This is a genomic window from Streptomyces lateritius (genome assembly GCF_014649715.1).
Classification (GTDB): domain Bacteria; phylum Actinomycetota; class Actinomycetes; order Streptomycetales; family Streptomycetaceae; genus Streptomyces; species Streptomyces lateritius.
In genome coordinates this window covers 431,368-442,928 of record NZ_BMTO01000006.1, presented here as the reverse complement: position 1 = coordinate 442,928, position 11,561 = coordinate 431,368, and the positions used below count along the sequence as shown (strand labels likewise).

12 protein-coding genes are annotated in these 11,561 nt (G+C 72.6%); 4 read left to right on the top strand and 8 right to left on the bottom strand.

Going from position 1 to position 11,561, the window contains the following annotated elements:
* Positions 1-41: 41 nt before the first annotated feature.
* Entirely contained in the window at positions 42-905 is an 864-nt protein-coding gene (locus IE136_RS15190) for a helix-turn-helix domain-containing protein (protein WP_158989762.1), read from the bottom strand.
* Positions 906-1,034: 129 nt separating this feature from the next.
* Between IE136_RS15190 and IE136_RS15185 the strand changes: the two genes are divergently transcribed.
* Complete coding sequence (locus tag IE136_RS15185) at positions 1,035-2,078, top strand: NAD(P)-dependent alcohol dehydrogenase (protein ID WP_158989764.1); 1,044 nt, start codon at positions 1,035-1,037, stop codon at positions 2,076-2,078.
* 98 nt (positions 2,079-2,176) lie between these two features.
* Entirely contained in the window at positions 2,177-2,539 is a 363-nt protein-coding gene (locus tag IE136_RS15180; protein WP_158994629.1) for a DUF1330 domain-containing protein, read from the top strand.
* On the opposite strand, the gene abc-f is transcribed toward IE136_RS15180, so the two are convergent.
* The 4 genes from abc-f to IE136_RS15160 form a co-directional block, all read right to left on the bottom strand.
* Positions 2,516-4,195 carry a ribosomal protection-like ABC-F family protein gene (gene abc-f, locus IE136_RS15175; RefSeq protein WP_189600581.1) on the bottom strand — a complete coding sequence of 560 codons (1,680 nt, stop codon included), beginning with the start codon at positions 4,193-4,195 and terminating at the stop codon, positions 2,516-2,518. The two genes, IE136_RS15180 and abc-f, sit on opposite strands and share 24 nt — an antisense overlap.
* Before the next feature lie 270 nt (positions 4,196-4,465).
* Positions 4,466-5,125, bottom strand: coding sequence for a peptide-methionine (S)-S-oxide reductase MsrA (gene msrA / locus IE136_RS15170; protein WP_158989768.1), 660 nt, complete (start codon positions 5,123-5,125; stop codon positions 4,466-4,468).
* A 104-nt stretch (positions 5,126-5,229) separates the two neighbouring features.
* Positions 5,230-6,144, bottom strand: coding sequence for a hypothetical protein (locus IE136_RS15165; RefSeq protein ID WP_189600580.1), 915 nt, complete (start codon positions 6,142-6,144; stop codon positions 5,230-5,232).
* A gap of 326 nt (positions 6,145-6,470) precedes the next feature.
* Positions 6,471-7,580 carry a hypothetical protein gene (locus IE136_RS15160; RefSeq protein ID WP_158989770.1) on the bottom strand — a complete coding sequence of 370 codons (1,110 nt, stop codon included), beginning with the start codon at positions 7,578-7,580 and terminating at the stop codon, positions 6,471-6,473.
* 73 nt (positions 7,581-7,653) lie between these two features.
* Between IE136_RS15160 and IE136_RS15155 the strand changes: the two genes are divergently transcribed.
* Complete coding sequence (locus IE136_RS15155) at positions 7,654-8,808, top strand: cystathionine gamma-synthase (protein WP_158989772.1); 1,155 nt, start codon at positions 7,654-7,656, stop codon at positions 8,806-8,808.
* 124 nt (positions 8,809-8,932) lie between these two features.
* On the opposite strand, the gene IE136_RS15150 is transcribed toward IE136_RS15155, so the two are convergent.
* From IE136_RS15150 to IE136_RS15140, 3 genes are read right to left on the bottom strand one after another with little or no spacing between them, the layout of a single operon-like run.
* A complete protein-coding gene (locus tag IE136_RS15150) occupies positions 8,933-9,184 on the bottom strand; it encodes a hypothetical protein (RefSeq protein ID WP_158989774.1) in 252 nt (83 codons plus the stop codon).
* Positions 9,181-9,657: a sigma factor-like helix-turn-helix DNA-binding protein gene (locus tag IE136_RS15145; RefSeq protein WP_158989776.1), complete on the bottom strand. Its 477-nt coding sequence runs from the start codon at positions 9,655-9,657 to the stop codon at positions 9,181-9,183. Before IE136_RS15145 ends, IE136_RS15150 begins: the two co-directional genes overlap by 4 nt.
* A gap of 55 nt (positions 9,658-9,712) precedes the next feature.
* Positions 9,713-10,228, bottom strand: a complete 516-nt coding sequence (locus tag IE136_RS15140) for a MarR family winged helix-turn-helix transcriptional regulator (RefSeq protein WP_189600579.1) — start codon at positions 10,226-10,228, stop codon at positions 9,713-9,715.
* 147 nt (positions 10,229-10,375) lie between these two features.
* Here IE136_RS15140 and ilvA point away from each other — a divergent pair.
* The coding region (gene ilvA / locus IE136_RS15135) for a threonine ammonia-lyase (RefSeq protein ID WP_189600578.1) at positions 10,376-11,561 on the top strand (1,186 nt) is incomplete at its 3' end.

The window sequence follows — 11,561 nt, the reverse complement described above, 5'->3', positions numbered from 1 at the left end:
CGGCTCCCCCTGAGTGGGGGAGCCGCCGCTTCCGTGTGCCGTCACCGTACGTCGAGAGGCTCGTCCACTCCCCAGGTGGCGAGCAGCCGCAGCGCGTCCGCCGCCGCCGTCCCCGGCTCCGCCTGGTACGTCACGAGCACCAGGTCGGGATCCCCGCCGGACACCTTCAGCGTCTCGTAGCCCAGCGTCATCTCGCCCACCAGCGGATGCCGCAGCCGCTTCGTCCCGTGCCCCTTGTCCGTGACGGTGTGCGCGGCCCACAGCGAGCGGAACTGCTCGCTCTTCACCGACAGCTCGCCGACCAGCGCGAGCAGCGCCGGATCGTCCGGGTAGCAGCCGGCGTACAGCCGCAGCACGCTCACCACCTCGGTCGCCTTGCACTCCCAGTCCATGTAGAGGTCACGGGAGTTCGGGTCGAGGAAGACCAGACGCGCCACGTTCCGCTCCTCCGGCGCCATCGCCGCGAAGTCACCGAGCAGCGCCCGCGCCATCCGGTTCCACGCGAGCACGTCGAGGCGCCGCCCGAGGACGAACGCGGGCACCCCCTCCATCGACTCCAGCAGATGCAGCAGGCCCGGCCGCACCTGCTGGGGCCGGGTGATCGCCGCGCGCTGCTTCTTCTTCACCGTCGGCTTCGCCAGATGGGTCAGATGCGCGCGCTCGGTGTCGTTCAGCCGCAGCGCCCGGGCGATCGAGTCCAGGACCTCCATGGACACGTTGCGGCCGTTGCCCTGTTCGAGACGGGTGTAGTAGGCCACGGACACCCCGGCCAGCTGCGCCAGCTCCTCCCGGCGCAGCCCCGGCACACGGCGGTGACGCCCGAACTCGGGCAGGCCCACGTCCTCCGGCTTCAGCCGGGCCCGGCGCGAGCGCAGGAATTCGCTGAGTTCGGCACTGAGATCCATGCGTCCCCATTATCCCTGGTCGTACGAACGGACGGGCGCGTGTTCCTGACCCTGTCAGTGGTAGGCACGGCGGACGTAGGCACAACAGGGGTCTGGGTGAGCCGGCGACGGTCCGGCAGGCTCGGCGCCATGACCACGAACGTTTCCGCTTACGCCGCACCCGCCGCCAACGCCCCGCTGGAGCGCACCACCGTGCCGCGCCGCCCGGTCGGCGAGCACGACGTGCTCATCGAGATCAAGTACGCCGGCATCTGCCACTCGGACATCCACCAGGCCCGCGACGGCTGGGGCGAGGGCATCTTCCCGATGGTGCCCGGCCACGAGATCGCCGGAATCGTCACCGAGGTCGGCCCCGGCGTCACCCGGCACAAGGCCGGCGACCGCGTCGGCGTCGGCTGCTTCGTCGACTCCTGCCGTGAGTGCGAGTACTGCCGGCAGGGACTGGAGCAGTACTGCGTCAAGGGCGGCACCGGCACCTACAACGCCCTCGACAAGAACGGCGAGCCCACCTACGGCGGCTACTCCACCCACATCGTCGTCGACGAGAACTACACCCTGCGCATTCCGGACGGCCTCTCCCTCGACGAGGCCGCCCCGCTGCTCTGCGCCGGCATCACCCTCTACTCGCCCCTCGCCCACTGGAACGCGGGCCCCGGCAAGAAGGTCGCGATCGTCGGCCTCGGCGGCCTCGGCCACATGGGCGTCAAGATCGCCCACGCGCTCGGCGCCGAGGTGACGGTGCTCAGCCAGTCCCTGAAGAAGCGGGAGGACGGCCTCAAGCTCGGCGCCGACCACTACTACGCCACCAGCGACCCGGAGACCTTCACCGCGCTCGCCGGTTCCTTCGACCTGATCGTCTCGACCGTCTCGGCCCCGATCGACTTCGGCGCCTACCTGAGCCTGCTCAAGACGGACGGTGCCCTGGTCAACGTCGGCGCGCCCGAGGAGCCGATCGCGCTCAACCTGTTCTCCCTCATCGGCGGCCGCAAGACGCTGGCGGGATCGATGATCGGCGGCATCGCCGAGACGCAGGAGATGCTCGACTTCTGCGCGGCGCACGGCCTGGGCGCCGAGATCGAGGTCATCCGCGCCGACCAGATCAACGAGGCGTACGAGCGGGTGCTCGTCAGCGACGTGCGCTACCGCTTCGTGATCGACACGTCGACCATCTGAGTCGTCCGAGCCCACGCAGGTCCGGGCGACGGACCGAGGGCCGGGACATGACGTCCGGGGTAATCGACCCGTACGGCATGTCCCGGCACCCTGAGGTCATGACCGCGTACGCGATAGCGAACCTCAGCCCCAAGCCCGTCCTCGACGAAGAGATCTTCGTGTACATGGAGCGCATCCAGGGCACGCTCGACCCCTTCGGCGGCCGGTTCCTGATCCACGGCGCCCCCGAGCGGGAGGTGATCGAGGGCCAGTGGCCCGGCGCGCTGGTCCTCGTCGGCTTCCCCTCGATGGAGCAGGCGCGCGCGTGGTACGACTCCGCCGCCTACCAGGAGCTGATCCCGCTGCGCACCCGGCACATGGACGGCGACATCATGCTCATCGACGGAGTCGGATCCGACTACGACCCGGCGGCCACCGCCGCGCTGCTGCGCGCCGCGTCAGGCGGCCACGGCACGGCCTGAGCGGAGTTCGAGCCGCGTGCCGCCGAAGCCCGCACGGAAGCGGTGGTCGTGGGAGACCGCGACCACGGCGCCCTCGAAGGCGGCGAGGGCCGCCTCCAGGTCCTCCACGAGGGAGAGCGCCACATGGTTGGTCGGCTCGTCCAGGACGAGCAGATCGGCCGGCCGGGTCACCAGACGGGCCAGCTCCAGCCGCCGCTGCTGGCCCACCGAGAGCGCGGAGACCGCAACGGCCAGGTCCTCCTCCCGGAAGAGCCCGAGACCGAGCAGCTCGTCCGCGTACTCCTCGGGGAGACCGGGACGACCCGCCGCGTACGCCGTCAGCAGCGGCCGCGCGGACGGTACGGCGGGCAGCTCCTGCGGCAGGTAGCCGACCCGGGCCCGGTGGGTCACCGTGCCGCTGTCCGGCCGCAGTTCACCGGCGAGGACCCGCAGCAGCGTCGTCTTGCCGGCCCCGTTGGGGCCGGAGACCAGAAGCCGGTCGCCCGCCGTGATCCGCAGCTCGTCCACCCGCAACCGGTCGCCGACGACGACGTCACCGAGCTCGGCGAGTACCGGACGGCGGCCGACGCCGTTGTCCGTGTCACCCGCGCCGGCCAGGTCCGTGCCGTCCGAGTCCGTGGCCTTCGTGGCGATCCGGGCCGTGAAGCGCAGCGGCTCCGGCGGGGCCGGGACCGGCTCGGCGCGGAGCTGCTCCAGCCGGGTCCGGGCCGCCCTGACCTGCCCCGACAGCTTGTTCTCGTGCGAGCGACGGTGCTTGCCGAAGCCCTGCCGCGGATCCTTGCCGGACACCGAGAGCCGCTGCCCGGCCACGGTGACCAGCTCTTCCGTACGCGCCAGCTTCTCCCGCCACTCCTCGTGCCGCTGCGCCCAGCGGCGGAGGGCGGCGGCCTTCGCCGCGCGGTGGCCGGACCAGCCGTCGCCGTACCGCGTCACCGAGCGGGTGTCCCGGTCGACCTCCAGGATCACCGTCGCCATCCCTTCCAGGAACGCCCGGTCGTGGGTGACCGCGACCACCGTGCCCCGATGGGTCCGCAGCCGCTCCTCCAGCCAGGCCGCGGCCGCCCGGTCGAGATGGTTCGTCGGTTCGTCGAGCAGCAACAGCTCGGCGCCCGAGGAGAGGACACCGGCGAGCGCCAGCCGTGACTGCTCGCCGCCCGACAGCGTGCCGAGGGGGCGTTCGTACGAGACGTGGCCGAGGCCCAGCCCGTGCAGGGCGGCGTCGACCCGGGCGTCGGCCTGGTAGCCGCCGCGCTCCTCGTACCGGCTCGACAGTTCGCCGTACGCGGCGAGTTCCTCGGGTGTCGCGGAGCCGAGGGTCTCCTCGGCGGCGCGCATCCGCCGCTCCAGCGTGCGGAGTTCGGTGAGGGCCGCGTCGACGGTGTCCCGCACGGTGTGGTCCGGACCGACGCCGAAGGTCTCGGCGAGGGTCTGGGCGAGGTGGGCGGTACCGCCGGGGAAGCGGACGGTGACCTCCCCGGTGTCCGGGCTCTCCGCCCCGGCGAGCAGCCGCAGCAGCGTGGACTTGCCGGAGCCGTTCTCACCGATGACGGCGATCTTCTCGCCGGGGCGGACGGAGAACGAGATCTGGTCGAGGACGGAGCGGTCCCCGTACGCCTTGGAGACGTCTTTCAGGGTCATCTGGGCGCGGTCGCGCATGGGGTCTTTCCCTGGGAGGTCGGGTTCGTTCGGGCCGGAGGAAGGGACACCGGGACCACCACCGCCGCGCCCCGGAGAGGGCGCGGATCAGCGGGTCACGCCGTGTCCGCGGCCGGAATCAGAGAAAGAAGTAGTACGAACCCATGCGCCGAGTGTAGCCGCGAGGCCCGCCGGCGGCGCAGCCGATTCATGCGCGGTGACCGCACGGCCGCCCCGCCGGTGCTTTCCGGGCAGCTGCGGCAACGGCCGTGCGTGACGGGCCTCCTGGGCCTACTCGGCCTTCGCCACGCCGATCGGGCAGGAGACGCCCGTGCCGCCGATGCCGCAGTAGCCGGCCGGGTTCTTGTCCAGGTACTGCTGGTGGTAGGCCTCGGCAGGGTAGAAGGTGCGGCCCTCGGCCGGGAGGATCTCGGTGGTGATCGTGGAGTGGCCGGAGGCCGTCAGGACGCGCTGGTACGCGGTGCGGGAGGACTCGGCGGACTCCGCCTGGGCGGGGGAGTGGGTGTAGATCGCCGAGCGGTACTGGGTGCCGACGTCGTTGCCCTGGCGGAAGCCCTGGGTCGGGTCGTGGGACTCCCAGAAGAGCTTGAGCAGCCGCTCGTACGAGACGGTCCGCGGGTCGAAGACGACCCGCACCGCCTCGGTGTGGCCGGTGAGGCCCGAGCAGACCTCTTCGTAGACCGGGTTCGGGGTGTAGCCGCCCTGGTAACCGACGAGCGTCGTCCAGACGCCCTCGGTCTGCCAGAACTTGCGCTCCGCGCCCCAGAAACAGCCGAGTCCGAAGTCGGCGACCTCGAGCCCCTCGGGGTACGGGCCGAGCAGCGGGTTGCCGAGGACGGTGTGGCGGTCCGGCACGGTGAACTCGGGGACCGGGCGGCCCTTCAGCGCCTGCTCGGGCGTGGGGAGGACAGGGGTGCGTGACAGGAACATGCGGCATCTCCTCGACGGTGGGCGTTACCCACAACGCCCGGGGGCCGGGAGGGATTCCCCTTCCCGGCCCCACGCCGGCCCCCGCGATCAGGCCGGCCCCGCGATCAGGCGCCCGACCCGTTGGCCACGCACTCGTCACGCATCCGGCAGAACTCCTCCCGCGGCGTCGCCCCGGTGGCGCCACGGCGGGAACGCGCCCGCGTGGCCGTGAGGCGGAACTGCTCCAGCGCCTCGTCCCACCGCTCCTGGAGGTACAGGTAGTACGCCAGCAGATGCCGCACCTCCGCCAGCCGCGGATGGTCCGGGTCCGCGGCGGCCACGTCGGCGAGCACTTCGTCGACAGTCGCGTACATCTCGGGCGTGCGGTCCACGTCGGCCGAGTCGGACGTGTCGTGCTCGAAGTGCGCGATCAGCGGGAACACCGACATCAGACTGCCGGCCGGGCCCTCGGCCGCGGCCCGTACGGCGAACGCCCTGGCCAGCGCCTCGGAGCCGCGCCACTTGGCGCACCAGTACTGCAGGGCCGAGAAGGTGGCCTCGTAGTGGTGCGGGGCGCGGCCGGCGAGCTCCTTCCAGACGCGGTGCATCTCCTCGTGCGAGTAGCCGATGCCGATGGCCGTCCAGATCTCGCCCACGTACGGAGCGGGGTCGCCCTCCGGCGCCAGGGCGGCGGCGCGCGCGTGTTCGCCGCGTGACCGGTTCAGGGTGCGGCGGAAGCCCTCGAACTGTTCCTGGGTCGTGTACTGCGCGCCCTTGGAGCCCCGGATCTTCCAGGCGAGCATCACCGTGCTGCTGTCCGCCAGAGCAGCGGCTCGTCCGCTTCGGTGGCGAGGACGAGCCCCTCGGCGTCGTCCTGGGGCGGTCCGCAGCAGGAGCATGCCGCGGACGACGGGGACCGCGAGGACGGCGGTGACGACGTCGAGCTTGAGGGCCCAGGGGCCGGGGGCCCAGAGGGTGGCCGCCCAGTCGATCGCGCCGAGCAGCACGAGGGCGCGCAGCGCGCGCGGAGAAGCGCCCATCGGGCAGAGTCCCCCCACGGGAAAGGTGTGATCGTTCCGAGCGGTGGGGGGAAGCGGAGTATCCCGCATCGACGCGTGCGCCGTCCACACGGACCCGGCCGCCCCTGTGGCCCCGTCCCGACCCCTCCGACCTGCGCGAAGGCCGGCCCGCACCCGGGCGGACCGGGTCTTCGGCCCGCCGCACGCCCCGCCCCGCCGCACGCCCCCCGCCTGTGTCCGCCCCGCTGCCGCCGGCCGAGCCGCGCCGCCGGGCCGCGTCGACCGAGCCCGGCGCGAGAGCGCCGAGGGCCGGCCCGCACGCGGACCGGCCCTCGGCGCACGTGCCGTCACCGCGACAACGTCGCCGGGCTTCCGCCGTTCGCCTCGTACCCCGCCACCGCCAGGTTCCTGTACAGGGTGTACTCCGCCGCCGGATCGCCGCTCAGCGTCCACGGCAGCGCGCCCACGTGACCGTCCACGTGCACGAGTTGGTGCATCGCCTCGGACCAGCGTTCCGAGCGGACCAGGAAGAGGACCAGCAGGTGGCGTACGTGCGCCAGCATCGGATCGTCGGGGCGGGCCGAGTGGACCGCGTACAGCGCGCCCTCCATCGCCTTGCGGACCACCTCGGTCCGGAAGAAGTCCTGGACGAGGACGATCTCGGGCAGGTGCTCGTACACCGCGAACAGCGGCAGCGCGGCGAGCAGCGAGCCCTGCGGGGCGCGGGCCGCCGCCGCCGTCGCGAAGCGGTCGGCGTCCTCACGTGAACCGTGCCACTTCTCGCACCAGTAGTGCAGGGCGGCCAGGTGCGCGCCCATGTGCTGCGGGGCGCGGTCGATGATCTTCACCCAGACCTGGTCGAACTCCTCGTGGGTGTAGCCCAGTCCACGGGCGACGGCCAGCTGCACGATGTACGGGACGGGGTCGCCGGGGGCGAGCAGCGCCGCCTCCTCGCTCACCTTGCGGGCCTCTTCGAGGATGATCCGGAAGTCGTCGGTGCCGGCGGCGGACGAACGCCACGCCTGCTGCACCAGGAACTCGGCGTGCACGGCGGCCCCGCCGGGGTCCTTGGGCGAGTCCGCGCGCCAGGCGCGCAGCCACGCCCCGCCGACGCCCGGCTTCTGCTGGAGCTCCAGGGAGGCCGCGCCCGCGAACGCCTGGACGCGCTGCCAGCGGACCTCGCCCTCCTTCTCCGTGCCCGCGAGCAGCTGGGAGGCCGCCCGCCAGTCCTGGGTCGCCTGGACCACGTCGAGGACGTCGAGCAGGTCGTGGTCGGGGCCGGGCATCCGTACGTCCTGCTGCTCCTGGCGCAGGAAGCCGTACGCCTCCGGGTCGGCGGCGTCCGGCGACCCGGGCGCGACCTGGTGGATGCCGAGGCCGGACCGGCGGCGGCGTACGTACGGGAGGACGACCGCGACCAGCAGCCCCACCGCGATCAGGAACCAGAGAATCTCCATGTGTCCATTGTCCAGGACACCCACTGAGACGTCGGGCGGCGGTGGGGGGTGCTCAGGACTACGCTCCTGAATCATGAGCGACCAGCACCTCCACCAGAGTTTCGAGACCCGCGCGATCCACGCGGGCAACACCGCCGACCCGCTGACCGGCGCGGTCGTCCCGCCCATCTACCAGGTGTCCACCTACAAGCAGGACGGCGTGGGCGGACTGCGCGGCGGTTACGAGTACAGCCGCAGCGCCAACCCCACCCGTACGGCCCTCGAGGAGAACCTCGCGGCCCTGGAGAGCGGGCGGCGCGGCCTGGCCTTCGCCTCCGGCCTCGCCGCCGAGGACTGCCTGCTGCGCACGCTGCTGGCCCCCGGCGACCACGTGGTCATCCCCAACGACGCCTACGGCGGCACGTTCCGGCTCTTCGCCAAGGTCGTGCAGCGCTGGGGCGTGGACTTCTCGGTCGCCGACACCTCCGACCTCGCCTCGGTGCGCGGTGCGGTCAACGACCGTACGAAGGTGATCTGGGTCGAGACCCCGTCGAACCCGCTGCTCGGCATCACCGACATCGCGGCGGTCGCGGACGTGGCGCGTACGGCCGGCGCGAAGCTGGTCGTCGACAACACCTTCGCCAGCCCCTACCTCCAGCAGCCGCTGGCGCTCGGCGCGGACGTCGTCGTGCACTCGCTGACCAAGTACATGGGCGGCCACTCGGACGTCGTCGGTGGCGCGCTGGTGACGGCCGACGAGACGCTCGGCGAGGAACTGGCGTACCACCAGAACGCGATGGGCGCCGTCGCCGGTCCCTTCGACTCGTGGATCGTGCTGCGCGGCATCAAGACGCTCGCCGTCCGCATGGACCGGCACAGCGAGAACGCGGGCAAGGTCGCCGAGATGCTGACCCAGCACCCGAAGGTCACCCAGGTCCTCTACCCGGGCCTGCCGGAGCACCCGGGCCACGAGATCGCCGCCAAGCAGATGCGGGCGTTCGGCGGGATGATCTCCTTCCGCGTGACGGGCGGCGAGGAGGCGGCGGTCGAGGTCTGCAACCGGGCGAAGCTGTTCACGCTCGGCGAGTCCCTGGGCGGTGTCGAGTCGCTGATCGAGCACCCGGGCCGGATGACGCACGCGAGCGTGGCCGGCTCGGCCCTGGAGGTCCCGGCGGACCTGGTGCGGCTCTCCGTGGGCATCGAGAACGCGGACGACCTGCTGGCCGACCTGCGCGAGGCGCTGGGCTAGTCGACGCCGGCGCCGAAGTGCGGGCCGGGCGCTCCTCACCGGGGCGTCCGGCCCCGCCGCCTCCCGCCGAGACCCGTCCTCACCAGCCTGGAGAAGCCCTTCAAGCCGTTCGAGTCCCTCAGCCTCACAAGCCTTCGAGTGGCGGCGTCGTCCCGGCGGGAGGCACCTCCCAGGGCCGTTCCCTCGCCGCCCACACCGTGAAGACGAGGACGGCCACGACCAGCAGCGCCCAGAGCGCCCGGCGCGTCATGCGGTCCCGGTGCAGCAGCCGGTTCCCGCGCTCGACGGCGCGCGCGGCCAGGTCGCCGGGGACCTGGGGGTACGGGGTCTCCAGCATCCGCCGGACCTCGTCCTCCCGCTGTTCGTGGCGGGTCATGAGGCTCGCCCGGGGGCTGCCGTCGTCCCCTGCCCGCCGCCGCGCAGCGCGGAGACGGAGCGGGCGCAGACGGCCCGTACCCGTTCCTCCGGCAGCCCGAGCAGGGCCGCGGTCTGCTCCTCGGCCACCCCCTCGTACAGCCGGAGCACCACGACGAGACGTTCCTGCGGGGTGAGCGCGGAGAGCACGCCTCCCTTGCCGCGGTGATGGCGCCAGGCGGTGCGGGCGAAGCGGGCGGCGAGGTCGGCGCGGGTGCGGTCGTACGGATCCTCGCCGCGCAGCCGGTCCCACTGGGCGTAGGTGTGGGCGAGGGAGGCGGTCAACAGCGCCTGGGCGCGCGGGTTGCGGGTCCGCGTCTCGGCGGTGAGCAGCGTCGCGGCATGCAGCAGCCGCCCCGCCGCCCCCGCCACGAACGCCTCGAACTGCCGGGTGCGGTGGCGGTGTTCGCCCTCCCGGCCGCCGCGCTCGCCCACTCGACCGTCCTGTCGATCTCGCACGTCCTCATATGAGGACAGGGCGCGGCCCAGGTCAAGAGGTAGGCGCGGACTCGCCCTCCGGGCTCGCGGGAAGGCCCGACTGGCGTGCGGAGAGCGCCGAGTTGAAGCGGGTGAGCAGCGTGCAGAACGACTCGCGCTCCTCCGCCGTCCAGCCCTCCGTGACCTGCGCCATCAGATCGCGGCGCGAGGAACGGACCTCTTCCAGGCGGGCGAGACCGCGGGGGGAGAGCTGGAGCACGACCGCACGCCCGTCCTCCGGGTGCGAGGTGCGCTTGACCAGGCCGGTGTCGACGAGCGGGGCGACCTGGCGGGTGACGGTGGACGAGTCGATGCCCATGCCCGCCGCGAGCGCCTTGACGCCCATCGGCCCTTCCTGGTCGAGCCGGTTCAGCAGCAGGTAGGCGGCACGATCCATCGAGTTGCGGAGCTGGCCCGTGCCGCCGAGACGGGTCTGTTCGGCCCGGCGGGCGAAGACGGCCACCTGGTGCTGGAGGGCATCGAGGAGACCGGGGTCATGCTCAGTCGTCATGTCCTGAGATGTGGGCATGGCTGTGGGGGCTCTCTCGTGCGGTGGTCGGTTGGTGGGGGACAGAGTACGCGGACCTGTGGGGGTCCGTACCGGCGCTGCGTAAACCCGATGCGAGGGCTCTCGCCCGGGCGGCCACGAGGCCGTTGAGCTGCGAGACTTGCTGTCATGAGCTTCCGTACGCCGCACCCCTGGCATCCCCTGATCCTCGACGATGTGCGCGGGGCGCAGAAGATGCTCTCCGGGGTGGCCAGAGTGACCGCGATGGAAGGCAGCCGGTATCTGTCCTCGCTGGTGGGGGCGCCGGTGCACCTCAAGTGCGAGAACCTGCAGCGGACCGGTTCGTTCAAGCTGCGCGGGGCGTACGTACGGATCTCGGGGCTGCGGCCCGAGCAGCGGGCGGCCGGTGTCGTCGCCGCCTCGGCCGGGAACCACGCGCAGGGCGTCGCGCTGGCCTCGGCGCTCCTCGGCGTGCGGTCGACGGTCTTCATGCCGGTGGGGGCGCCGCTGCCGAAGGTGGCGGCGACCCGGGAGTACGGCGCCGAGGTGCGGCTGCACGGCCATGTCGTGGACGAGAGCCTGGCCGCGGCGGAGGAGTACGCGGCGCAGACCGGGGCGGTCTTCATCCACCCCTTCGACCACCCGGACATCATCGCCGGGCAGGGCACGGTCGGTCTGGAGATCCTGGAGCAGTGCCCGGAGGTCCGCACGATCCTGGTGGGGGTCGGCGGCGGCGGTCTCGTGGCCGGCATCGGGCTCGCGGTGAAGTCGGTGCGTCCGGACGTGCGGGTGATCGGCGTCCAGGCGGCGGGCGCGGCGGCCTATCCGCCCTCGCTGGCCGCCGGACACCCGGTCGTGGTCGAGTCGCCGGCGACGATGGCCGACGGGATCAAGGTCGGGCGGCCCGGCGACGTACCGTTCGCGGTCGTTCAGGAGTACGTCGACGACATCGTCACCGTCTCCGAGGACGCGCTCTCCTCGGCGCTGCTGCTCTGCCTGGAGCGGGCGAAGCTGGTGGTGGAACCGGCCGGGGCGAGCCCGGTGGCGGCGCTGCTGAGCGATCCGAAGGCGTTCCGGGGGCCGGTGGTGGCGGTCCTCTCCGGCGGGAACGTGGACCCGCTGCTGATGCAGCGGATCCTGCGGCACGGCATGGCCGCCGGCGGGCGCTATCTGAGCCTCCGGCTGCGGGTCACGGACCGGCCGGGCGCGCTGGCCACGCTGCTCGCGGTGCTCACGGTGGTCGACGCGAACGTGCTCGACGTGAGCCATGTGCGGACCGATCCGCGGCTGGGGCTGACAGAGGCGGAGGTCGAGCTGCATCTGGAGACGAAGGGACCGGAGCACTGCGCCGAGG